This window comes from Acinetobacter sp. 'aerobic (ED)', from assembly GCF_904886855.1.
Classification (GTDB): Bacteria; Pseudomonadota; Gammaproteobacteria; order Pseudomonadales; family Moraxellaceae; genus Acinetobacter; species Acinetobacter courvalinii.
The window spans coordinates 56,677-82,182 of sequence record NZ_CAJHGI010000009.1 but is presented as its reverse complement, the minus strand read 5'-3'; the positions used below and the strand labels follow the sequence as shown (position 1 = coordinate 82,182).

21 protein-coding genes are annotated in these 25,506 nt (G+C 44.9%); 2 read left to right on the top strand and 19 right to left on the bottom strand.

Translation table 11 applies throughout. The annotated features are described in order from the left end of the window. Window positions 1-117 precede the first annotated feature (117 nt). From JO943_RS16425 to JO943_RS16370, 12 genes are all read right to left on the bottom strand, one after another. The gene (locus tag JO943_RS16425) at window positions 118-591 is read right to left on the bottom strand and encodes a GNAT family N-acetyltransferase (RefSeq protein ID WP_202741341.1); all 474 of its coding nucleotides are present in this window, start codon (window positions 589-591) and stop codon (window positions 118-120) included. 25 nt (window positions 592-616) lie between these two features. Then, window positions 617-1,282 carry a pseudouridine synthase gene (locus tag JO943_RS16420; protein ID WP_150956828.1) on the bottom strand — a complete coding sequence of 222 codons (666 nt, stop codon included), beginning with the start codon at window positions 1,280-1,282 and terminating at the stop codon, window positions 617-619. Window positions 1,283-1,384: 102 nt separating this feature from the next. Further along, window positions 1,385-1,837, bottom strand: a complete 453-nt coding sequence (locus tag JO943_RS16415; RefSeq protein WP_202741340.1) for a hypothetical protein — start codon at window positions 1,835-1,837, stop codon at window positions 1,385-1,387. A gap of 572 nt (window positions 1,838-2,409) precedes the next feature. Then, window positions 2,410-3,297, bottom strand: a complete 888-nt coding sequence (locus tag JO943_RS16410; RefSeq protein WP_202741339.1) for a DMT family transporter — start codon at window positions 3,295-3,297, stop codon at window positions 2,410-2,412. A 72-nt stretch (window positions 3,298-3,369) separates the two neighbouring features. After that, window positions 3,370-4,068 carry a hypothetical protein gene (locus JO943_RS16405; RefSeq protein WP_202741338.1) on the bottom strand — a complete coding sequence of 233 codons (699 nt, stop codon included), beginning with the start codon at window positions 4,066-4,068 and terminating at the stop codon, window positions 3,370-3,372. A 40-nt stretch (window positions 4,069-4,108) separates the two neighbouring features. Then, a complete protein-coding gene (locus JO943_RS16400; protein WP_202741337.1) occupies window positions 4,109-4,684 on the bottom strand; it encodes a DUF4126 domain-containing protein in 576 nt (191 codons plus the stop codon). A 127-nt stretch (window positions 4,685-4,811) separates the two neighbouring features. Next, a complete protein-coding gene (locus JO943_RS16395; protein ID WP_004637424.1) occupies window positions 4,812-4,955 on the bottom strand; it encodes a zinc ribbon-containing protein in 144 nt (47 codons plus the stop codon). A 192-nt stretch (window positions 4,956-5,147) separates the two neighbouring features. Next, window positions 5,148-6,707, bottom strand: a complete 1,560-nt coding sequence (locus JO943_RS16390) for a DUF4365 domain-containing protein (protein WP_202741336.1) — start codon at window positions 6,705-6,707, stop codon at window positions 5,148-5,150. A gap of 77 nt (window positions 6,708-6,784) precedes the next feature. Continuing rightward, window positions 6,785-9,391, bottom strand: coding sequence for a Fe/S-dependent 2-methylisocitrate dehydratase AcnD (acnD, locus tag JO943_RS16385; protein WP_202741335.1), 2,607 nt, complete (start codon window positions 9,389-9,391; stop codon window positions 6,785-6,787). Continuing rightward, entirely contained in the window at window positions 9,391-10,548 is a 1,158-nt protein-coding gene (gene prpC / locus JO943_RS16380; RefSeq protein ID WP_202741334.1) for a 2-methylcitrate synthase, read from the bottom strand. The genes acnD and prpC overlap by 1 nt, the downstream gene beginning before the upstream one ends. A 270-nt stretch (window positions 10,549-10,818) precedes the next feature. After that, window positions 10,819-11,703, bottom strand: a complete 885-nt coding sequence (gene prpB, locus JO943_RS16375; protein WP_202741333.1) for a methylisocitrate lyase — start codon at window positions 11,701-11,703, stop codon at window positions 10,819-10,821. Next, entirely contained in the window at window positions 11,696-12,406 is a 711-nt protein-coding gene (locus tag JO943_RS16370) for a GntR family transcriptional regulator (RefSeq protein ID WP_202741332.1), read from the bottom strand. Before JO943_RS16370 ends, prpB begins: the two co-directional genes overlap by 8 nt. Window positions 12,407-12,859: 453 nt before the next feature. On the opposite strand from JO943_RS16370, the gene JO943_RS16365 reads away from it, so the two are divergent. After that, the gene (locus tag JO943_RS16365; RefSeq protein WP_202741331.1) at window positions 12,860-14,074 is read left to right on the top strand and encodes an aromatic amino acid transaminase; all 1,215 of its coding nucleotides are present in this window, start codon (window positions 12,860-12,862) and stop codon (window positions 14,072-14,074) included. A gap of 63 nt (window positions 14,075-14,137) precedes the next feature. Here JO943_RS16365 and dld read toward each other — a convergent pair whose 3' ends face one another. From dld to lldP, 4 genes are all read right to left on the bottom strand, one after another. Further along, on the bottom strand, window positions 14,138-15,844 hold the full coding sequence (gene dld / locus JO943_RS16360) for a D-lactate dehydrogenase (protein ID WP_202741330.1): 1,707 nt from the start codon (window positions 15,842-15,844) through the stop codon (window positions 14,138-14,140). A gap of 320 nt (window positions 15,845-16,164) precedes the next feature. Next, complete coding sequence (gene lldD, locus JO943_RS16355; protein ID WP_202741329.1) at window positions 16,165-17,316, bottom strand: FMN-dependent L-lactate dehydrogenase LldD; 1,152 nt, start codon at window positions 17,314-17,316, stop codon at window positions 16,165-16,167. After that, window positions 17,313-18,065: a transcriptional regulator LldR gene (gene lldR / locus JO943_RS16350; protein ID WP_005228317.1), complete on the bottom strand. Its 753-nt coding sequence runs from the start codon at window positions 18,063-18,065 to the stop codon at window positions 17,313-17,315. Before lldR ends, lldD begins: the two co-directional genes overlap by 4 nt. Window positions 18,066-18,084: 19 nt before the next feature. Further along, complete coding sequence (gene lldP, locus JO943_RS16345; protein WP_199949991.1) at window positions 18,085-19,752, bottom strand: L-lactate permease; 1,668 nt, start codon at window positions 19,750-19,752, stop codon at window positions 18,085-18,087. Between the two features lie 383 nt (window positions 19,753-20,135). Between lldP and JO943_RS16340 the strand changes: the two genes are divergently transcribed. Beyond that, window positions 20,136-21,506, top strand: a complete 1,371-nt coding sequence (locus tag JO943_RS16340; protein WP_202741365.1) for a phosphomannomutase CpsG — start codon at window positions 20,136-20,138, stop codon at window positions 21,504-21,506. 54 nt (window positions 21,507-21,560) lie between these two features. Here JO943_RS16340 and galE read toward each other — a convergent pair whose 3' ends face one another. Genes galE through JO943_RS16325 form a run of 3 tightly spaced genes read right to left on the bottom strand, consistent with a single transcriptional unit; the run spans window position 21,561 to window position 25,505 of the window. Then, window positions 21,561-22,577 carry a UDP-glucose 4-epimerase GalE gene (gene galE, locus JO943_RS16335; protein WP_202741328.1) on the bottom strand — a complete coding sequence of 339 codons (1,017 nt, stop codon included), beginning with the start codon at window positions 22,575-22,577 and terminating at the stop codon, window positions 21,561-21,563. Then, entirely contained in the window at window positions 22,570-24,243 is a 1,674-nt protein-coding gene (gene pgi, locus JO943_RS16330) for a glucose-6-phosphate isomerase (protein ID WP_032876712.1), read from the bottom strand. Before pgi ends, galE begins: the two co-directional genes overlap by 8 nt. Before the next feature lie 2 nt (window positions 24,244-24,245). Beyond that, window positions 24,246-25,505 carry a nucleotide sugar dehydrogenase gene (locus tag JO943_RS16325; RefSeq protein ID WP_202741327.1) on the bottom strand — a complete coding sequence of 420 codons (1,260 nt, stop codon included), beginning with the start codon at window positions 25,503-25,505 and terminating at the stop codon, window positions 24,246-24,248. Window position 25,506 lies beyond the last annotated feature (1 nt).

Sequence of the window (25,506 nt, the reverse complement as noted above, 5' to 3'; positions counted from 1 at the left end):
GTGTTTTGGACTTGATATTTGGCTATAGATTAACCGATTTTTATTGCAGTTTTTAGACGTGTTGATAACATTATTGTAGTGAAAAAATAAATAGCTTTCAGTGAATGATCTATTCGCTCACTCAAATACAATCGATAGCACCACCTGATCGAGGCAGCGAATCCCGTTTTCATAAATCGGCGCCGGATAATCTTTAAAAACATCCGCTTCAATATGTGACAGCCTAAAACCACATTTTTGATACAGCGCCAATTGATCCAGACTGGAGTTGCCCGTCTTGACCCATAACGTATGAACCTTCAGCTGTTGAGCATACGCAATCGCATGCTGAATCAGTGTTTTAGCCAAACCCTGCCCTTGATAACCTGCATCTACAGCCAGATTTTTAATTTCAGCCTGATCATCGCTTTTGCATAAACACAGCTGGGCAATGATCTGTGCCTGCTGATTGAGCAGCACAAACATATCTGAGTTAAATAGATAGGCCTCTATCGCCGCCCAATCCGGATCGGCCTCCAGCAACAAGGTTTTGAGTTGCCGTTGTTGTGTAGGCAGCAAGGTCTGCCAAAGCACCTGTTGAATCGAATACATCAGCTTGCCTGTTTTTTATGGTCTTTTAGAAGTTTACCTCAGAATGAATTTCAACCTGATGCTGCCTGAGTGGATGCTGAAAGGCCAGATAAGCGGCATGCAGTGCCATGCGGGTTAAATGAAAGCGGGCAGGCTCAGGATGATACAGTTTATCGCCCATGATCGGATGGCCAATGTGCATCATGTGCACCCGCAATTGATGCGAACGCCCTGTTACCGGTTCCAGACGGACACGGCTTTGATCGGTTGCCGCATCATAATCGATACGCTGGAATAAGGTTTTGGCCTGCTTGCCCAGTTCAAAATGCACCATCTGGCGTGGACGGTTCTCCCAATCGGTAATCAGCGGAACGTCAACACTGCCCTCGGCCTGAATCTCGCCTTGTACCAGTGCTTGATAGTATTTCTTGACGGTTCGTGCCTGAAACATTTTACTGACGGCGACTTCTGCTTCACGATGCTTGGCAAACATCAACAGCCCGGAGGTCGCCATATCCAGACGATGCGTCACTTTGGCCGCAGGATGCTGTTGTAAAACCCGTAAATAGGCACTGTCCTGATGCTCGGGTAAACGTCCCATCACCGATAATAATCCCGCAGGCTTGTTCACCACAATCAGGTCCTCATCTTCATAGATGATTTCTAAGGGATGTTGTGGAGGAGCATATACAAAGTTGTCATTTAAAGGCATGAGAAAATAGCCAGGCAGGCACGAGGACGGAAACAGCAGCGATTATAGTGCTGCACAACAGTTTCGCAACAGGCTGATGTTATCGGCCAGAGCGGTGAATGATTAAAAATGAACTTTGATGCCTTTGCTTAAGTTGTCTTTATATTTCTGTTCCAGCAAGGCAATGTCCCGGTTTAAAAAGGCAATCAGATAGTCTTTTGCCCGCGCCAGACTTAACTGTTTAAAGGCGATGGTGTCTTTACTTTTACGGGTCACCAGTCCAAATACATCTTTTTTCGGCACAATCACCACAACATCGCTGTCCAGTTTAAATTCCAGTTGTTGTGATTTGGCATAGGCATCCAGCGTAATGGCAATAGTCTGACCGGTATCAAGATCGGTCACGATAAAACGGGTATCGGCACCGTTGAGCTGTAATTGACGAACCAGTTGCTGACGCCAGCTCATCTCGTCAAATTTAATTAAAATCGAGGCCAGGTCAAATGTCCCCATCGCATCGATTTCATTACGATTGATCTGATGGGGATAGCGGATTTTAAGCTCAAACTGATTCATTCTTGTATTGACCTGTTCCTGTGATCATGTTTTGATTTTTAGGTATAAAGAAAATTATATCATTTTGTTTTTTAATATAAAAATATCGACTTATCTTCATAATGGCAGGATTACAGGATGGATATCACATTCGTTTTTGATTTTATTGATGCAGTGTTTATTATTTGGCGCTGATTATTATTTTCTATTTGGTTAAATTTTTTAGGGTATCAAGGGAAAACAGAGGTTGTTTACTTCAACACCTATGACTTTGTAAGCCATAACCTTTGCCTATAAACTTTTGATCTATAGCGTCCTAAGCCGAATCGAGACCTTTTGGGTACGTACACACTTGCTTTATAAGCGTCGGTGCATGCTACTCTTTTCGATCCCTTTCACACCCTTGAGACATAGTTTAGGCAGATCACGGCGGGATTGTTTTCCTAAAAACTGCTATTTTTTACGCCCAATGAAATAATTTTTCATGCCAAAAAATAAATATTGAAATATTTCCCACTTCTGTTAAAAAACTACGATTTATATTCCGATAAATTCAAATTTACATGTGTATTTTTTCAAAAAGAGATTGTGATTTAGGCCCAAATCACCATAATCGCGGCCACAATCACCAGCCACAGACCTAAATGATCGGTTTTGGCGAGTTTCTCCTTAAAGAAAAAGGCCGAAATCAACAAACTAAATAAGATTTCAACCTGCCCCAGCGTTTTGACGATAGCGACGGTCTGCATACTCATGGCACTAAACCAGCCAACCGAGGCCAGAAAACTACAAATACTCACTCTTAAGGTCAGTCCAACACGCTGCCACATTTTATAGAGCGTTGGTCGACTAAAAAAACCGAGATAGATCAGCAATACCATGCATTGAAAGCTGATCAGACTGCACAACACCCAAGCGGCACGATGCAGGAATGGCAACATGCTCAGTTCCAGACTGGCTTCACGCACCAATAAAGAGGTGATGGCAAAACACAGCCCGCTACCCAGCCCAATCATCAGCGTTTTCAAGGACAGATCAGACTGTTGTTTGCCTTTACTCAGTAAGAATACCGCCAGCGCCCCAATCACCACCCCGACCCAGCCCCATGTGCTGAGATGTTCCTGTAAGAATAGTACCCCGACCAAGGCGGCCAAGATCGCTTCACTTTTGGCGAGTCCCACGCCAATGGCATAGTTCTTTTGCTGAAACAGTTTCACCATCAAGGCCGTAGCATAAATCTGGCTAATGCCTGCAATCACAATATAGAACCAGAATTTATCGGAAAAATGCACCGATGCGGTGACAGGCTGATGCAGATACAGAAAGGCCAGATAGCTAAAGGCAAAGATCGGTGAAAAGATAAATCGCGCCAGCGTGGTACCGTAGACATCGACAGTAGTGCTGAGTTGTTTTTGAAATGCATTGCGCCAAGCCTGCATGAATGCAGCCATCAGGGTGAACAGAATCCAAGTAATCATCATAAGCTTGAACGCAATATTATCAGTGCCGCTAATTTACGCGGTTCTGACTGTTTTTTCGATAGTCGTCAGTGCTTAAAAACTTAAATCATTAAAGTCTTTCACTTTGGACAGATAGATCGGTAGCTGATTGATTTTGCTCCATGTTTCTTTAAATCTTGGATCTTCTTCTGGGTCTTGGCTTAAATTTTCACGAATGAGTTTTTTACCCGTTAAAAAGTTAATACTGGTCTGGCTTTGAATGAGCGGGCCATGATTACTTGAATCATCATAACCAATCAGGCGTAGATCATTGCCTTCCAGACGGAACAGGTAACGCCAATAACCATAACGTCCATGCGAATAATAGACACTCAATAGATTATTTTTAATTTCAAACCATAGATCAGGTGGGAAATAGACCCCGCCATCTTCATTTTCCGAGCTAAAACAATTTAGGTTAGTGACGATCGCTTTGTATGTACCTTTTTGATTCAGCAATACAATCACACCACGGCGGTTGCGGTCTAAGCGCCCACGATATTCATCCTGTACAAAGGCTTTGGGATCGGTGGCTTTGACGATCAGTACCACATCCTTCAAACCATCTTTATTCAGGTCGCCTTCAATCGTTTCAAACAGTTGATATTTTGCAGGGAGATAAGCTTTATAAGTGACTTTATCTTTGCGCAGCTTCAGCTCTTCTGCCGTTGGCTGTGCTTGAGCAAACGTTGTTTGCGGCAATATGGATAGGCTTGAGCAAGCCAAGATCAGTGCAATACATTTCTTCTTCATTGTTATTTCATCATTTAGGGCGTGATTACTGTTATGGCCTTTACAGGGAATGGCTGAGTTTCTGCTGGCGTTTTGCACGAATCCAGCGTGCCGTGACGATCACTAAAATGATCACCACAACGGTAATCAGCACAGGCATGATAAAGGCGAGAATGGATAATAAGATCGAGCCAATCAATTCACCGGTAGCCACCACAAAATTACCCAGCCCACCTGTGGTTGCCGTCGAAACCCCGCGTGCCGCTACCGTACTCATTTGCACCACGCCTGCGGTTCCACCACCGACAATCAATGCAGCAGCCCAAGTCGCAAACTGCGACATTTCGCCACTGCTGACTGCCATCGTGGTCAGTGTCCCTGCCACTACAGCTGCAGGTGTCGCAATGGTATCTAACAGGTTATCTACCCACGGCACATAGTAGGCTGCAATTTCACAAATGGTAGCAAAACCCAGTGCCATACACACCGATGGAAGAGCCAGCCATTCAAAGCCTTGGGCAGGTTGATACCATCCCATGAGGGTAGCAATGCTCATCGCCAACAGCGGCACAAAGACACGAAATCCACAGGCTGCGCTGAGTCCAACGCCAATACAGAGTCCTAAAATTGTTTCCATCACGGATTACCTTTCTATGCCTATGACAGGTCTTGTTATTTAAATCTTATTTTTAAGGTAACAAAAAGCCCTATCAAGGGATAGGGCTTTTATTCAAACAGTGGGTAACTGTTTGGTATTTTGCGGCTTAGGCATTCTTACTGTTGAATTGATTGCCAAGGCATTTGGTACACGGAGGTAAACGATCAGTACCAATTTCTAAATAGGTGCGGTGTCCGCATTGAACACAAAAATAGAAGCCTGTTCCAGGTTTTTCGCCAGCAGTTACCATCTTTGCTCTCCATAGATTTTAGAAATGGTACATATACTATAGCGTGATAGTTTTGATTATTTATTGACCTTTCCGACGAGTGGTGATGGCGGAAAGGTGAAGAGTAAAATTTATACTTTTCTCTCTAAAAATAATTTCATAAAATACGGCACAAATCATATATGAAATATTTCTATAGGAATGTCAGGCATTCTATACAGCTTCATCCCCCCAGTTATAAAAAACATCATATGTATCTGTATATTTGCTTATTGTACTTTTTATTACTCTACTAATATCTTCATTAATATTTTCATGTTCTCGCGTAAAAATCAGGATTCTTTCTATCATTAACTCACCTTTATCAATCCTAAATTTATTTTCTGATATTTCCTCAGGTTTACCAATAATTGTTAGGATTGCTCCTATACAATGACTACCTAACCTACAAAATACAGCCGAAATCGAAGTCGTTTTCTCGAATTCAAATGTATATTTACTATCCACCTCAAACTCAGCTCTAAAATCACATTCATTCGTTTTAGTAATTATAGTATGAAACTGTTTAATTTCTTCTCTATAGTTATATAATTCCTGTATAGAAATAGATATCTCATCATAAATTTTATTTTTAAAACATATTTGTAATGCATTATCCAACAAGTCATCAAATATACTTAACTCTCTTTTTACAAATTTAGTTTTTAAATCAAATAGTAAAGGCTTAAAACTTTCTATTTCCAACACCATAATAATATTTTGGTTATCTCTACTCATCAGCTCAATTAAACCAATAGCATCTTTTAATTTTTTTAACTCAAACCTCTTATTCTCACCTAAAGTAAAACTATAATTAGATTGCTTTTTATATGGCTCTAAAGTCATATCAAAGAAATCACCAACAACTCTAAATTTTGCAAATTCTCTAAACTCATTAAAACTAAAAGGTGAGTTATAAAAAACTATATCAAATACTAAACCACTAGAGAGGCTGTCTTCTTTAAATCTAATTTTTCCTCTTTTTGGTGGATGCATCCCTAAACTTAATTTGGCGTTAGGTATTTCAAAACTAGACTTTTTAGATGGTATTCCAAATCTCTTTTCAATATTAATTAAATTTTGGACATCTATCTCCTCCTCTAACCCCAAAGAAGCATCAATAATTTTCCGAATACCATCTTCACCTTCAATAGAGAATTGAACCGTCCCATATCCATCCTCAAAACCACACTCTTGTAAATATTTATTTTTACTAACTATGTAGTCAGAATAGTTTTCACCTATATATTTCAGCAGAGTTTGTTTTAGATTTTCACCATCTAATTTCTCAATTCTTTGCTGTTCACTATAAGTAAGAGTAATTGTTCTCTTATTTAGATCTTTATTATTTTCACTTTGTTCTATTTGATGGACTCTTTTAAGAATTTTATAAATCAATTCATTATCTATATGTAAAACAAATGCATTTTGAACTTCATTCTTACCATCAAACTCTAGAAAAATATAAAACGCTGGCATTTGTAAAGTTGCCATCCGCCGAAGATTTGAAACAGTAACAGGTAGTTTTCTATCTTGCTTATCCGTTGCTTTAACTTGGACTTTACATTCAAAAGCTGATTTATGTAATTCATGAGTAGTTATATTTGAAGATATTGGGAATTCTACATAATAATCCCATCCAGTTTTATCAATTGATGAATTATTTGCAATTAAACCAACTTGAGCACACCACATTGCAAAAGTGCTTTCACCTAATTGTCCTAAATCTCGCATATACACTCAAAAAATAAAACCCCATCATTAAGATAGGGCTTTTATTAAACTGAATCAATTATTTTCAGATCAAAGTATTACGCCACTTGGCCTTCTAAAAAGTCTTGTGCAAAACGCTGTAATACCCCACCCGCTTCATATACAGAAACTTCTTCTTCTGTATCTAAACGACAGGTTACAGGCACTTCCAGAATTTCTTCCTTACCATCCGCTGTAGCACGCTCAATCACTAACGTTAATGTCGAACGCGGTGCAATATTACCAATCACGCTATACAGCTCCGTACCATCCAACTTTAAGGTTTTACGGTTCACACCCGGCTTAAACTCAAGCGGTAAAACGCCCATACCTACCAAGTTAGTACGGTGAATACGCTCAAAACCTTCAGCCACAATCGCTTCAACACCTGCAAGACGAACACCTTTCGCAGCCCAATCACGACTTGAACCCTGACCATAATCCGCACCCGCCACAATGATTAATGGTTGCTTACGGTTCATGTAGGTTTCAATCGCTTCCCACATACGCATCACTTCGCCTTCTGGCTCGACACGCGCTTTTGAACCCTGCTTAATGCTGCCGTCGGAACGGACTACCATTTCATTAAACAGTTTCGGGTTGGCAAAGGTTGCTCGCTGTGCCGTTAAATGGTCACCACGATGGGTTGCATACGAGTTGAAGTCTTCTTCAGGTACGCCCATTTTATGCAGGTATTCACCCGCAGCCGAATCCATCAGAATCGCATTCGATGGTGACAAATGATCGGTGGTGATGTTGTCACCCAAGATCGCTAACGGACGCATATTGGCTAAGGTACGTGGTGCAGCCAACGCCCCTTCCCAGTATGGTGGACGGCGGATGTAAGTACTCTGCGGACGCCAGTCATATAACGGACTTTCGGCTTGTTCAACTTCGCCCAAGTCAAACATTGGAATGTAGACTTTACGGAACTGTTCAGGCTTCACCGCTTCTTTCACAAGTGCATCAATTTCAGCATCTGAAGGCCAGATATCTTTCAGGTAAATCGGCTTACCGTCTTTGTCTGTACCCAGCGCATCTTTTTCAATGTCAAAACGAATGGTTCCTGCAATCGCATAAGCCACCACAAGTGGCGGAGATGCAAGGAATGCCTGTTTTGCGTATGGATGGATACGGCCATCGAAGTTACGGTTACCCGAAAGTACCGCAGTCGCATACAGGTCACGATCAATGATTTCTTGCTGAATCACGGGATCAAGTGCGCCTGACATACCATTACAGGTGGTACAAGCATAAGCCACGATACCAAAGCCCAGCTTCTCAAGGTCTTTGAGTACACCCGCTTCTTCAAGATACAGTGCAGCCGCTTTTGAACCCGGTGCAAATGAGGATTTCACCCAAGGTTTACGCACTAAACCGAGCTCATTGGCCTTACGTGCCAACAGACCTGCCGCCACGGTATTACGCGGGTTAGAGGTATTGGTACAAGAGGTAATGGCCGCAATAATGATTGCGCCATCAGGCATTAAGCCATCAGTACGGTTTTCAACTACACCAGCAATGCCTTTCTCTTTCAAGTCAGCCGTAGAGACACGTGCATGTGGGTTTGATGGGCCGGCAATGTTACGGGTCACTGTTGAAAGGTCAAAACGAAGGACACGTGGGTATTCAGCTTGGGTCATATCCGATGCCCAAAGCCCGATTTCTTTGGCATATTGCTCAACCAAAGCCACTTGCGCATCTTCACGACCGGTCAGACGTAAATAGTCGATGGTGTTCTGGTCGATATAGAACATCGCCGCAGTTGCGCCATATTCAGGGGTCATATTCGAGATGGTGGCACGGTCGCCCACCGACATGCTGTCAGCACCTTCACCGAAGAACTCTAAATAAGCACCAACAACACGCTCTTTACGCAAGAATTCAGTCAATGCCAACACGATATCGGTTGCGGTGATACCGGCCTGACGCTGACCGACAAACTCAACCCCGATGATGTCTGGCAGACGCATCCAGGATGCACGACCAAGCATCACGTTTTCAGCTTCCAGACCACCGACACCGACTGAAATCACACCCAATGCATCAGTATGTGGCGTATGTGAATCGGTACCGACACAGGTATCAGGGAACGCCAAACCATCACGGTTTTGGATCACTGGAGACATTTTCTCCAGGTTGATCTGATGCATGATGCCGTTACCCGCAGGAATCACATCAACATTTTTAAAGGCGGTCTTGGTCCACTCAATAAAGTGAAAACGGTCTTCATTACGACGGTCTTCTACGGCACGGTTTTTCTCAAAGGCATCCGGATCAAAACCACCATATTCCACTGCCAATGAATGGTCCACGATCAACTGGGTTGGCACCACAGGATTGACTTTAGAAGGATCACCACCTTTATCGGCAATCGCATCACGCAAACCAGCCAAATCCACCAGTGCGGTTTGTCCCAAGATGTCGTGACAGACCACACGTGCCGGGTACCACGGAAAATCGAGATCCTGACGGCGTTCGATCAGCTGGGTTAAATAGGCCGTTAAATTTTCGGCATCAGCTTTACGCACCAGCTGCTCAGCCAGTACTTTCGAGGTGTATGGCAGCTTTGCGTATGCGCCTGGCTGAATATCTTCAACGGCTTGACGCACGTCATAGTATTCGAGCTGGGTACCTGCCAGCGGTTTACGATATTTTGTGTTCATTAACCACGCTCCGCCAATGGTTTGAATTCAAGGTTTTCAGGGCCGGTATAGTTGGCGCTTGGACGAATGATCTTGCCGTCCTGACGTTGTTCAATCACGTGTGCAGACCAGCCAGCAGTACGTGCAATCACGAATAATGGCGTGAACATGGCCGTTGGTACGCCCATCAAGTGATAGCTTACTGCACTGAACCAGTCGAGGTTCGGGAACATGTTCTTCACTTCTTTCATCACCGCTTCTAAACGCTCAGCGATGAGGTACATCTTGGTATTTTCTTGTGCTTCAGCCAGTTCACGCGCCACTTGCTTGATCACTTCGTTACGTGGATCAGACACGGTATACACCGGATGACCAAAACCAATCACGACTTCTTTATTTTCAACACGTTTACGAATATCAGCTTCGGCTTCATCAGCATTGTCATAGCGTTGTTGAATCACGAATGCCACTTCATTGGCACCACCATGTTTAGGGCCACGTAGCGCACCGATACCACCAGTAATGGCTGAATACATATCTGAACCTGTCCCTGCCACCACACGTGAGGTAAAGGTTGAAGCGTTGAACTCATGCTCTGCATACAGAATCAAAGAGGTGTGCATCGCTTGGATCCATTCTTCCGATGGCGCTTCACCATGCAGGAGATGCAAGAAATGCGCAGCAATCGAGTCATCATCGGTTTCAACTTCGATACGACGACCGTTGTTGCTGAAGTGATACCAGTACAACAACATTGAGCCCAAGCTAGCCATCAATTTATCAGCGATGTCTTTTGCGCCTGCTTCGTTGTGGTCTTCATGTTCAGGGGTTAAACAACCTAAAACTGATACACCGGTACGCATCACATCCATTGGGTGTGCTGATGGCGGCAGTTGCTCAAGTGCAGTTTTCAGTGCTGCAGGTAAGCCACGGAGTGCCTTTAATTTTGCTTTATAGGCTTTGAGTTCGGCTTTGTTTGGTAATTTACCGTGTACCAGCAGGTGTGCCACTTCTTCAAACTGGCTGCCGACTGCAAGGTCGAGAATGTCATAGCCGCGGTAGTGTAAGTCGTTGCCGCTGCGGCCTACGGTACACAGTGCGGTGTTGCCTGCCACTTGTCCGCTGAGGGCCACTGATTTTTTTGGTTTAAAGCCTGTTGTTGTTTCATTACTGCTCATAAGATTGTCCTTTTCTATCTATTTAATTTATTTTTGAGCAACTCAACGGAGTCGTGCCGAGTTCTCATCCTATTTCAGGATAAACCTTCGGTTCGAACTACTTTTCATTCGGGAAAAGTAGGCAAAACCATTGTCATCTGCAAAACCTGTCCAATAACACCATTTAATCAATCTATCGCAGAAACAATATATTGTTTAAACCGCGCAGGTTGCAGATGACTTTTCTGCATAGCAAATTTCAACCTAAACTCTTATGAATTAAGGTTTTACTTATTTAGTCTTCGCAAAAGTTCCATCAAGATATTGTTCAAACGCGTGGTAGTTAATGCGTTCATACAGTTCTTGACGGGTTTGCATGGTATCGACAACATTCTTTTGCGTACCTTCTTTACGCAGCGTCTCATAAACATTTTCTGCGGCCTTGTTCATGGCACGGAATGCAGAAAGTGGATACAGCGCAATGCTGACATCGGCAGAAGCCAGTTCTTCCGTGGTAAATAATGGCGTTGAACCAAATTCAGTGATATTGGCTAAAACAGGCACTTTGGTGGCATTTGCAAACTGCTTATACATCGCCAATTCAGTGATGGCTTCAGGGAACAGCATGTCTGCACCCGCTTCGATATACGCGCCGGCACGGTCAATCGCTGCCTGCAAGCCTTCAACCGCAAGTGCATCGGTACGCGCCATGATCACAAAACTGTCATCGGTACGTGCATCAACTGCGGCTTTAATACGATCGACCATTTCTTGCTGGCTTACAATTGCCTTGTTAGGACGATGACCGCAACGCTTGGCACCCACCTGGTCTTCGATATGCATGGCAGCAGCACCAAATTTGATCATCGACTTGGTGGTCCGTGCGATATTAAAGGCAGAAGCACCGAAACCGGTATCGACATCGACCAATAACGGCAGGTCACACACGTCTGTAATACGGCGTACATCGGTCAATACATCATCAAGGTTACTGATGCCCAAATCAGGTAGGCCCAAAGAACCTGCGGCAACACCACCACCAGACAAATAGATCGCCTTGTAGCCAGCGCGTTTTGCCAATAACGCATGATTGGCATTGATCGCACCCACCACCTGTAATGGTTTTTCATTTGCGACCGCGTCGCGGAATAGCTGACCAGCTGACTGTTTAGCCATGTTGTTGTTCTCCTTGATTTTGCAGCAATGTTTGCTCAACAATTTTGTAGGATGCATTGATGTGACGGTGCATCAGCATTTCGGCAAGCTCACCGTCACCTTCAGCAATCGCATCTAAAATGCGGATATGTTCATCCCAAGCCTTGCTTGGTCGATCTGGGGTATTTGAAAACTGGATTCGATACATACGGATGAGGTGATACAGCTCATCACATAACATTTTTTCGAGGGTCTTATTACCACTGCTTTTGATAATGCAGTAATGGAAGTCGTCCTGACCTTCTTGCAAATAGTAGCCCTTACCTGCTTTAAAATTTTCATCCTCGGCATGCATACGCAATACATCACGCAAGGCCAGAATCTGTTTTTTATCAATATGCTGCGCGGCCAATTTACAGGCCAAACCTTCTAATGATGCACGGATCTGATAGAGTTCCTGAAACTGCTGTAACGACAGTGACACCACACGCGCACCAACATGGGCCGTTCGTTCCACCAGCTTTTGCCCTTCCAGCCGATGAATCGCCTCACGCAATGGACCTCGACTGATGCCATACATCCGTGCCAGCTCAGGTTCTGAAATCTTGCTGCCCGCAGGAATCTGTCCCAATACAATCGCCGACTGAATTTGCTTGAATACGTGTTCCGTCAGGGTCATTCCCTGACTGGTGCTGAGGGCGTGAGGAACAAGGGTATCTTGCATATTGTCGACAATCTCTACGGTTTTGATGATTTTATAACGAGGTAAAAGAAAAAATGCAATAGGATTGTCGACAATAAATTAGACTGATGCTTTCAATCCTACTGTATGAGCCTGACTTAACGGCGAATCAATGTACTATCAAAAAACTTATATATAAATAGATAAAACAATAACTTAATTACGGCTCTACGCATCATTTAGTCCTGCAATCCGACCGACTGGGCAGGCTTAGACTGTTCATGCTACGACCATGGTATGACAGCCTGATTGTAGACAATCTTTATAATGATCACATGGCGACAAATTTTGTAAGTAAATACTGCACCAAAATGTAAATAACAGCGTGCTTCATGCAGTCTTTATTGATACATTATTGGGCATCGAAGGTTCCGCTTCAGAAGCGCCGACCTCCCCAGACATCTATGCACTTTGTTGAAGAAAAGGACATTGTTAATGTTTCAACATATCCCACCTTATGCAGGCGATCCGATCCTATCACTCATGGAACAGTTCAATGCTGATTCGCGTGCTGAAAAGGTAAACCTCAGTATTGGTTTGTACTATAACGAAGACAGTATCGTTCCTCAGCTTGATACCATTATCGAAGCGCAAAAACGTATTGCCCCTAAAAACACGCAAACCAAGCTTTATTTACCAATGGAAGGTTTCAAGCCTTACCGTGATGCGATTCAAGCCTTATTATTTGGTGCAAATAGCCCTGCAATTCAACAAGGTCGTGTTGCAACGATTCAAACGCTTGGTGGTTCAGGTGCATTAAAAGTCGGTGCAGACTTCTTGAAAACCTACTTCCCAAATTCAGAAGTTTGGGTCAGCCAGCCAACTTGGGATAACCATGTTGCCATCTTCAATGGTGCAGGCATCAAGAGCAACTTCTACCCGTACTTCGATGCTGAAACACGTGGCGTTGATTTTGAGGGGATGTTGTCTACGTTAAAAACATTGCCAGAACAAAGCATTGTGTTATTGCACCCATGCTGCCATAACCCAACAGGTGCAGACTTGAACCCGACACAATGGGATCAAGTGATTGTGGTATTAAAAGAACGTAACCTGATTCCATTCCTCGACATCGCCTATCAAGGTTTTGGCGATGGTATGGAACAGGATGCTTATGCCATCCGTGCTCTAGACCAAGCGGGTCTGAACTTTATTGTCAGTAACTCGTTCTCTAAAATCTTCTCACTTTACGGTGAGCGCGTTGGCGGTTTGACTTTCGTATGTGACGATGCAGAAGCAGCAAAATGCACATTCGGTCAGTTGAAAGCCACAGTACGTCGTATCTACTCTAGCCCACCTACAACAGGTGCTTGGTTGGTTGATCAAGTGTTAAATGACGCTGATCTCAATCAACAATGGCAAGGCGAAGTGAAAGAGATGCGTGAGCGTATTATCAAAATGCGTAGCATCTTAAAAGATGAGCTAACTAAAGCACTCCCAGACCGTGATTTTAGCTACCTTGTCAACCAAAAAGGCATGTTCAGCTACACCGGTTTAACCGCTGAGCAAGTAGACATTCTTCGTGAAGAATATGCAATCTACTTGGTACGCAGTGGTCGTATCTGTGTTGCAGGTCTGAACATGAACAACGTGTACAAAGTTGCCAAAGCAGTGGCTGAAGTTTTAGCAAAATCTGCTGCAACCGCTTAAGTTGTAACACCTAAAAAAAAAGGCGCTTCAAGCGCCTTTTTTTATGGCCTGTTTTATTGAAAGTCAGGACTTGGCCTTGCCCCAATACTTCAATTTAGAGGTCTGTCCAATCCCGACATTAAAACAGTTATTCGGATCAAGTTTCTGGTAGAAATTGGCCAGTGCAGGCTTGGCAATATACAGATGACCGACATTATGCTCGGCAGGATATTCCGCACGGCGGGCATCAAGTAAATGCCACATTTGATGTTCCATTGCTAAAGGATCATGGCCCTTTTTCAGAATGTAATCCTGATGAAAGACATGACAGAAAAAGTGTCCATAATAGAGCTTATGAAGGATCTGCTGTTCCATCTCGGCAGGCAATTGTTCAACCCATTCACGGTCATTGCGACGTAAGGCAATATCTAGCGCCACAATATCTTCAACTTCATCCCGATGGGTATCACGATAACGAATTGCTGCACCTGCCACTGCAAAACGATGCAAAAAGGCTTTACGCCCTTCCTCAGCATCACACAGGAAGAAATTGCCTGATGAATGCACTGCAAAATAGTCATGTAAAAATTGCTCGGTCTGAGTCTTGCAATTGTTTTCAACGCGTAACATCAAGTGATGCTCGTAACGATCACGATATTCGGTCATCCGTTTAGGTAGATGGCTCGGTAACAAAGCCGTGATCACTTGTAGAATATGATCGGTCAGCCCTTTGATTTTAAACTTTTCTAAAAAGCCATCGACCTTATCTTTCAGTGCAAAGGCCTTGGGTACATTGGCTGTGCCAAATTTTTCAATAAACAGGAAGGTATCTTTGCCGTATTTTTCACCAATATGATACGCATCACGGTGAATATATTCGCCTGCAATTGGCAGGTTTGGCAAGGAAGTCAGTAAATAACGGCGGATCGCAGTCAGGTCATCGGCATCATTTGTACCAATATAAAACACACTGCTTTCTACCTTTTCATAGGTATCCAGACGCACCGCAAAGACACAGACTTTGCCTGCCGAACCCGAGGCTTCAAACAGGCGTGAAGGATCGGCATTAAAACGCGCCGGACTATCAGCATCCACTTGTGTGACATCTTGCGCATAATGTTGATCGGATGCCTGCTTTTCAGCATCATCTAAAATATCTGCGGCTTGATAGCGTTGCTGTTCTAAACGGGTCAGGATTTCTTCAGGAGTTGAACCCAAGTTGACGCCCAGATGATTGACCAATTCCAGCTGACCTAGGGCATTGACCTGTGCATACAGCGCCAATTCGGTATAGGCAGGCCCACGACGAACCAAGGCACCGCCTGAATTATTACAGACACCCCCCAATACCGAAGCACCGATACAGGAAGAACCAATCACCGAATGCGGCTCACGGTCATAGCCTTTTAATATCTGCTCCAGATTGTCCAAGGTCGCCCCCGGTAAACAAATCACCTGCTTACCCTCATGAATGACTTGAATGCCTTTTAAACGGCGTGTACTCATCACTAATACAGGGCGGTCGTAATCATCGCCATAAGGGGTTGAGCCACCCGTCAGCCCCGTATTGGCCGCTTGCATGATGACGATACAATCCGCTGCAATCGCCGCTTGCAGCACCTGCCACTGTTCCAGCAAGGTACCCGGGATGACCACTGCAAATACTTTGCCTTCACCAAAACGACGGCCCTGACGATACTGCCGTGTACTTTGGTCATCACTCAGTACATGCTGACGTCCAACAATCTGCTGTAAACGATCAATCACCACTTTGGGAGAAAATGTTCGCATGATGGCTCCTTTGGATCATCCATATAAAATCTAGCTATATCTTATGCATGCTCAAACTAGATCAGCACAACGGAGTCTTACTGTTTATAAGTAACTATTTAAGTAGCTCATTCTTCAATACGAATCAGCCCTGTATTTGCTATCGCGGAAGGCGGCAAGGATGCCGCCTGTTGAGCAACCGTACAGGGAGGTACGGTTTGCTCAACAAAAGGTTTTTGGTTACTTTTGACCTTTCAAAAGTGACAAACGCCTCTACACTAGAAACCCGCAAGTCACCCAATGATGAGGCAGTGCCTACTGCATCACTTAGCAAATTATTCTTAAAAACCTTGTTTAATGGCTTGTACCAAACAATCTGCATTAATCTCCTGAATCGACTTGGCACCTGTCAACGTCATTGCCACCCGCATTTCCTTATCAATCAAATCAAGCAAGTTCGACACCCCTTGCCCACCTGCTGCCGCCAAGGCATATACAAAGGCGCGACCCAATAACACCGTATCCGCACCCAAGGCCAACATTCGCACCACATCCAGACCATTGCGAATACCTGAGTCTGCCAGAATCGCCAGATCACCCTTCACCGCATCCGCAATCGCAGGTAAAGCGCGTGCAGAGGACATCACCCCATCCAGCTGACGTCCACCATGATTGGAGACCACAATGCCATCCGCACCAAAACGCACCGCATCCTTGGCATCTTCAGGATCCAGAATGCCCTTGATCACCATCGGGCCATCCCAAAACTCACGAATCCACTCCAGATCTTTCCAAGAAATCGACGGATCAAAGTTAGACCCCAACCAGCCGATATAATCCTCCAGCCCAGTCGGTTTGCCCAGATATTTGGAGATATTGCCCAAGTCATGCGGACGACCACACATCCCGACATTCCATGCCCAATGCGGATGCAACATCGACTGCAGATAACGGCGCATCGCCGCATTCGGTCCACTCATCCCAGAATGCGCATCACGATAGCGTGCACCCGGCACCGGCATATCCACAGTAAACACCAGTGTTGAGCATCCTGCTGCCTTGGCACGTTCTAGGGCATTGCGCATAAAGCCACGATCACGCAACACATAGAGCTGAAACCACATTGGACGCTGAATGGCAGGTGCCACTTCTTCGATCGGACAAACCGACACGGTCGACAAGGTAAATGGAATACCTTTTTTATCCGCTGCCACCGCCGCTTGCACTTCACCACGACGTGCATACATACCGGTTAAACCCACAGGGGCCAAAGCCACTGGCATGGACAAGGTTTCGTTAAACAGTCTGGTTTCCAGACTCAATGCCGACATGTCGTTCAGCACCCGCTGGCGTAAGGCAATTTCAGATAGGTCCTGTACATTGCGTTTTAAGGTGTATTCCGAGTAGGCGCCCCCATCGATATAGTGAAATAAAAATGGCGGTAAACGACGTTGTGCCGCAGCACGATAATCATTGCCAGAAGAAATAATCATTTTGAGTCAACTCTACTTAAACGTGTTGCACGTTTCTGGCGAGCTTCATCTTCATCCAGAGCACGTACATGATTAATCACAAATTCAATATGACCACACACCGCCTGGCGTGCAGCTTCGGGATCTTTACGATCAATCGCATCCATCACCTGAAAATGCTGCTCACTGAGCAAGTCACCATTGACAGGATCGTTATAAACTTTCTTGCGTCCCAGTAAGACGTTGTATTGCAACAGGTCAAACAAGCCACGCATCATCTGGATCAGCACAATATTGTGCGAGGCCTCAGCAATCGCTAAGTGGAATTCAGCATCCGCCACTGCCGCCTGAGCCGAATCCCCAGCATTCTGATGGCGGCTAATCTCATCAAAATAATGATGGATTTTGGCGCGATCTTCAGCGGTTGAGCGTAATGCCGCATACCATGCGGTGCCGCCTTCCAGTAACAGACGCGCTTCTTGCACATCAAAACGGTACAACGGATCTTCTTCAATCAGGTTACTGATCGGATTCACAATCAACTGTTGTGACCATTGCTCTGGTAACTGTTGAATGTAAGTCCCGTCACCACGGCGGCTACTGAGCACGCCCTGACTATTCAATTGCTGGATCGCTTCACGTAAGGACGGACGAGAGACCCCTAAACTGGTCGCAAGCTGACGCTCGGCGGGCAAACGATCACCTTGTTTCATCTGGCGTTGCTCAATGAGTGCCTGTAATTTCATGACCACTTGATCGGAGATTCTCATCACATTTCCTTGAGTAGAGTTATGGAATCATCCACGGCAGCAGATAAGCCTGAACCGTGACAATGATGCCAACAAAGACTGTAAATATGATGCTATGTTTTACCGTGAAACGGAACAGGTCTGATTCTTTCCCCACCAGGCCCACCGCGGCACAGGCAATCGCAATTGATTGTGGTGAAATCATCTTGCCTGTTACCCCACCACTGGTATTGGCAGCCACCAGCAATACTTCTGGAATCCCGATTTGCTGAGCGGTAGTCGCTTGCAAGGCCGAAAACAAGGCATTAGATGAGGTATCCGAACCCGTCAGGAAGACACCCAGCCAGCCCAAAAAGGGTGAGAAGAAGGTAAAGGCATGACCGGTATGCGATAACGCCAAAGCCAGCGTCGCAGACAGACCAGAGTAATTGGCAATAAAGGCAAAGGCCAACACCATACCAATCGAATAAATCGGGGTTTTTAATTCATTCAAGGTTTCAGCAAAGGTACTGACCGCTTCACGGGTTTTCATTTTCAGGAAAATGATGGTAATGAGGGCGGCAATGAAAATCGCGGTCCCTGTCGCAGAGAACCAGTCAAATTTATAGATCGCTTCATAGGCCGTGGTTTCAGGCACAATCGGTGCCATTTTTTCTACCAGCTTATGCAGATACGGCACTTCGATTTTAACCATCCAGTCCACCATGGCTCCATCTTTAGCAAATAAGGCTTTAAACGGTTGCACACTCCAGATCGTCACCATCACGGTTAAAATCATAAACGGCGACCATGCTTTGGCAATCTGCGCAATGCTATAGCGTTGTGGCGTATGCGCTGCTGAGCTTGTATTTTGTGGCTCTACACCCTCAAAACGGAAAATATGCTTTGGTTTCCAGACGCGGAACAGTAAGGTCAGGCTGACCAGTGAAGCAATCGATGCCGTAATATCCGGTAGCTCGGGCCCCAGAAAATTAGAGGTTAGATATTGCGCGATTGCAAAAGCACTACCACCGACCAGTACCGCAGGCCAGGTCTCTTTTACCCCGCGCCAGCCATCCATAATCGCCATGATCCAGAACAGCACAATAAGGGTTAAGAAGGGTAACTGGCGACCAACCATCTGGCTGATTTCCATGGTCTCTACACCCGAGACCTGCCCCGCCACAATAATCGGAATGCCCATTGCGCCAAAAGCAACTGGGGCAGTATTGACGATCAGGCAGAGTCCCGCAGCATAAAGCGGCTTAAAACCCAATCCCACCAACAGGGCTGCGGTAATCGCAACAGGCGCACCAAAACCTGCCGCACCCTCAAGGAATGTCCCAAAGGCAAAACCGACCAACAGCATTTGTAAGCGCTGGTCTTCGGTAATCGATAAAATACTGGAACGGATGACATCAAACTGCCCGGTTTTGACGGAAATTTTATACAGGAACACCGCACCGATAATAATCCAGGAAATCGGCCATAAGCCGTAAAAAAAGCCATAAATCACCGAAGCAAATGCCATTTCAGCGGGCATCTGATAAAAGAATAACGCAATCAGCAGGGCAATGATGACGGTACAGGTCCCTGCCACACTGCCTTTTAAACGAAATACCGCCAAAGCCAAAAAGAAGAAAATAATCGGGATCAGCGCCACCGCACTGGATAGCCAGATATTATTGAAAGGATCATAAATTTGTTGCCACACATTTAGCATTCTCATCTCCTTGAAATGCTGGGCGTCATTTTGTTTTCACTTCGATCTTGAACGAATCTTTTTATATTGGTATGACCAATATTCACTATACCGGCAAATATCATCCATTTGCAATCTTTATGCATCTTAATTACCCGAATTAAAAGGAGCAACCCTATCAACAAAACAATAATTGGTATGACCAATAATAATTAAATTAAATCAATCCATTTAGCTTGGCCGTTTTATTCGCTATTCGACTAAAGTCTGATAAATGATTTACCTTTACGATCTTTATTCAGCTTCATACTCAACTTAAACCCACCAATAAAGAACTATAAATATGACTTGCTGACGATATCTGTATAATGTGGTCACAACTCAAATCACATCACCATGAATTGAACAATATGACTCAACTGACTTGCTTTAAAGCCTACGATATTCGCGGCAAACTCGGTACCGAACTGAATGAAGAGATTGCCTATAACATTGGTCGTGCCTATGGACAGATCTATCAGCCTAAAACCGTCGTGATTGGTTGTGATATCCGTTTAAGCAGTGAAGGTCTAAAACAGTCCACCATTCGTGGTTTGAATGATGCAGGCGTCAATGTGCTTGATCTGGGCATGACCGGCACCGAAGAAGTGTATTTCGCAGCGTTCCATCTCGATGTACAAGGCGGGATTGAAGTCACTGCCAGCCACAACCCGATGGATTACAACGGCATGAAACTGGTGCGTGAAAATGCACGCCCGATCAGTGCGGAAACAGGCTTAAAAGAAATTCAGGCACTGGCGGAATCAGGGCAATTCACTGAAGTTGCGAATAAAGGTACTATGCAAAACTATAATATTTTGCCTGAGTTCGTTGAGCATCTGCTCACTTATATTGACCCGCAAAAAATCAAAGCACTTAAACTGGTAGTGAATGCCGGCAATGGCGCAGCAGGTCATGTGATTGATGCGATTGAACAAAAATTCCAGCAACTCAACATCCCTGTGGAATTTATTAAAATCCACCATGAAGCGGATGGCACCTTCCCGAATGGTATTCCTAACCCAATTTTAATTGAAAACCGCGACAGTACCCGCGATGCTGTACTGCAGCATCAAGCCGATATGGGTATTGCCTGGGATGGTGACTTTGACCGTTGCTTCCTGTTTGATGAAAAAGGGCAGTTTATTGAAGGCTATTACATTGTCGGTTTATTGGCACAAGCCTTCCTGATCAAACAATCAGGTGAAAAAATCGTGCATGACCCACGCCTGGTCTGGAATACCTTTGATATCGTCGATCAATATCAAGGCGTCGCGGTACAGTCGAAATCGGGCCATGCCTTTATTAAAGACGTGATGCGTGAACACAATGCAGTGTACGGCGGCGAAATGAGCGCCCATCACTATTTCCGTGATTTTGCTTATTGTGATAGCGGGATGATTCCGTGGTTACTCACCATTGCGCTACTGTCAGAAACAGGTCAATCGCTTTCCACCTTGGTTGAAAACATGATTGCCAAATTCCCATGCAGTGGTGAAATCAACTTTAAAGTTGCAGATACCCAAGCGACGGTACAAAAAATCTTTGATCATTATGCCGGTCAAAATCCGCAAGTGGACCGTACCGATGGCGTGAGTCTGGATTTTGGTGCGTGGCGTCTGAATGTCCGTGCATCGAATACTGAGCCATTATTGCGCTTAAATATTGAAAGCCGTGCCGATCAAAATCCGCAACCGATGCAACACTATGTCGATGAATTAACCGCGTTGATTCAGGGCTAATTCCAAGCAATAAAAAAAGGAGCTTTATGCTCCTTTTTTTATTGCTGCCGAGAATCAGTTAAAACCGTTTGGATTTTGCTTTTGCCAGTTCCAGCTGTCTGCCAACATATCTTCCAGCGTATATTGCGGCTGCCAACCGAGCTCAGCTTGCGCTCGTGAAGCATCTGCATAAAATGCTGGCAAATCCCCGGCTCTGCGCTCCGCAAATTCGGTTGGAATCTGAATCCTGTTCACTTTTTCAAAGGTTTCTTTAATTTGTAGAACCGAAATTGGTGTACCTGTTCCAATATTCCAGGCCCGACAACCGTGATTGTTTAACCGGTTGGTGACCGCCAGCACATGGGCTTTCGCTAAATCCACTACATGGATAAAGTCCCGCTCACAGGTCCCATCTTTAGTCGGATAATCATGACCAAAAATAGATAGTTTTTCACGTCGTCCCACAGCAACCTGGGTCACATACGGCATCAGGTTGTTCGGGATGCCTTGCGGGTCTTCCCCAATTTGTCCACTTTTATGTGCACCGACCGGATTAAAATAACGCAGTAAGGCAATCGACCATTTTGTATCTGCCAGCGCCATCTTTTCTAGCATCTGTTCAATGATCAGTTTGGTATAACCATAATTGTTATTCGGCAAACTCAGCGGCATGTCTTCCTGATAGGGCGAAGGATTTAACTCACCATATACCGTTGCAGAGGAACTAAAGACCAAACGCAATACGCCCGCTTTTTGCATCGATTTAAACAGTTGTATACTTCCCGCAATATTATGATCAAAATATGCCAAAGGAATTTGCTGGCTCTCTCCCACTGCTTTTAAGCCAGCAAAATGAATCACCGCATCAATCTGATGATTTTGAAAAACAGGGTCCAGTTCATGGGCATGGCGAATATCACCCTGTATGAATACCAGGCTTTTATTGGCCAGTTTTTCGACACGGCGTAAAGCCTCTTCCGAGCTATTGGATAGATTATCGAATACCACTACCTCATGGCCTGCATCCAATAATTCTACACAGGTATGCGAACCGATATAGCCAGCCCCGCCGGTGACTAAAATCTTAGCCATCTGTTTTTCCTAGCAATATTTTAAGCAAGCCTTGCGTTGATGCATCAAAACTAGATAGATCTTCCTGCTCACGGTTAAGAATCGGCAACAGCTGATTGGCAATTTCCTTGCCTTTTTCAACGCCCCATTGATCAAAGGGATTGATATTCCACAATACCGATTGCACAAACACTTTATGTTCGTACATCGCAATCAGCATCCCCAAGCTATATGGATTCAACTCTTTGAGTAAAATGGTTGAACTCGGCTGATTGCCTTCATATTGCTTATAGGCAGGTAGGCCTTGCAGTTCATCTGCCGCCAAGGCCTGATTACCAAAAGCCAGCAGGCGTGACTGGGCCAGACAGTTGGATAAAGCCAGATGATGTTGCTCGACTAAGGCTTCGGCACTTTCTGCATAGGTAAACTGATTGGCATTATAACGTTTGACCGGAGCAATAAAGTCACAACTGACGGAATGGGTACCTTGATGCAGCAACTGATAGAATGCATGTTGCGCATTCGGCCCCACTTCGCCCCAAACGATTGGACACGTCACTGAACTGACCTTTTCGCCATTGCGCTGGATGGATTTGCCGTTCGACTCCATTTCCAGTTGCTGCAAATAAGCGGCAAAATACTTGAGCCGCCCGTCATAAGGCAGCACGGCGTGGGTCTGGATATCGAGAAAATTATTATTCCATGCCCCTAACAAGCCCATTAATACCGGAATATTCTGTTCAAACGGGGCCGTCTGGAAATGTTGGTCAATGGCGTATGCCCCGGCCAAGAATTGCTTAAAGCCTTCCACGCCAATGGTCAGTGCAATTGGCAGACCAATACACGACCATAATGAATAACGGCCACCGACCCAATCCCACAGTAAAAGCTGCTTATCCGGTGCAATACCCCATTCGGTCATTTTATCCGGTTTGGTCGACACCCCCACAAAATGATTCTTGAGGATTTTTTCATTATTGCCTAAGGCTTTCTCTAACCATTGACGTACGGTCTGGGCATTGGAAAGTGTATCAATGGTCCCGAACGACTTGGAGGAAATAATAAATAAGGTGGTTTCAGGGCGCAGCTGATGCAACAACCCGGAGAGCTGACTGCCATCCATGGTTGAAACAAAATGAATATCTAAGGGCTTTGCCGTTTTGACCTTAAAATCTGAAAGCGCATGCGTGACCATGAGTGGACCGAGATCTGATCCACCGACCCCAATATTCACCACATCCTGAATCACTTCACCCGTTGCGCCACGACATTGGCCGGCATGAATTTTTTCAACCAGTGCATACATTTGCTCAAGTTGCGCTTGGACCGCCTGATTCACGACGGGCAGCGTTGGACTGGATTTGGGTAAGCGTAAGGCCCAGTGCATCGCAGCACGTTGTTCCGTGTAGTTAATCTGCTCACATGAAAATAGACGTTTAATCCATCCATCCAGATCCTGCGCATGCGCCAAATCTACCAGCTGGCTTAAAACCTGCTGATCAATCCGATGTTTACTAAAATCAAAAACAATCTGGTCATACTCAGCGGAAAAACGTTTAAAACGTGCCTCATCTGCTGCAAACAGGGTATTAAGATGCAGGTCTTTAAATTGTTTCTGTAAAACCGCTAACTGTTCTACCACCGAAGTCTGTTCCCTGACCGGAAAAGGATGTATCTGTTTTGTCATCTTTAACGCCCCACTCCCATATAGGCAAAACCTTGTGCTTTTACATAGTGCGGGTCATAAATATTGCGACCGTCTAAAATTAAGGGATGTTGCATCAATTGGTTTAACTGTTTGAAATCCGGACTCCAGTATTGTTTCCAGGCCGTTAAAACACATAACCCATGTACGTTGTGTACAGCTTCATATTGATCATGATGCAATATCAGGTCACTGCGCTGTCCGTACATCATCTCGATTTCATCCAGTGCCTGCGGATCATGCAGATGAACGGTAACACCCTGCGCCCACAGGGCGGCAAGCATTTGATGAATTGGAGAATGTTGAATGCTGGAGGTATTCTCCTTAAAAGAAGCCCCCCAAATTGCAACGGATTTTGCTTGTAAAGCGCCGTGGTAGTAATTCCACAACTTACGGAACAGGATCTCTTTTTGTTGCTCATTAATATCCCAGACCTGGGCAAGCAACTGGCTTTTCACCCCGGTATTGGCAACGGTATTGGCAAGGGTCAAAATATCATGCGAGAAGTTTTCCCCGCCAAAACCGGCACCAGGTGCCAGATACGCCGAGCCGATACGACTGTCTGCAGACATACCCTGCCGCACCGAGGCAATATCAATCCCGAGTTTTTCAGCCACCACGGCCAGATCATTAATATAACTAATGCGGGTCGCCAACATGCCGGAAATACTCAGTTTGGTAAACTCGGCATCCAGTATCGGCATAAATAGATATTGCTGTTCTAAAGGAAAAAAAGGTCTGAGCAACTCTTTGACCTTGACCTGCACTTCACTGCGCGTACAGCCCACAATCAGCTGCTTGGCCTGGGTCAAGCTCTGTAAGGCATTACCTTCCTGCATGGTATCCGGCAAATACACCCAGTCATCATCCGACAAGATCTGTTGGAACTTTTCGGTTCCGCGTAAACCAAAGGTTGAGGCATTGATCATCAGTTTTGGATGAATGATCGGACGTTGTTTCAGTGAGTGTAACAGCTGAAAAACCTGCTGCTCCTGCGTCTGATTAAAACTGAACAGATAGGCATCGATATCTAGCGGAATACTGGCTAAATCGCTATAACGCAGAAAACCCGTGGTCAGCTGTTTTTCGAGTAAATGGCTGACATTTTCATCATGAAAGGAATATTGCTGATCATCCGCTTTGGTATCGAGCTGTGAGCACCAATACACCAGATGCCCCGTTTCAGACAATAATGCAGACATCACGCCTGCATATAAGGTATTGCCAAAGATTGCAACTTTCATA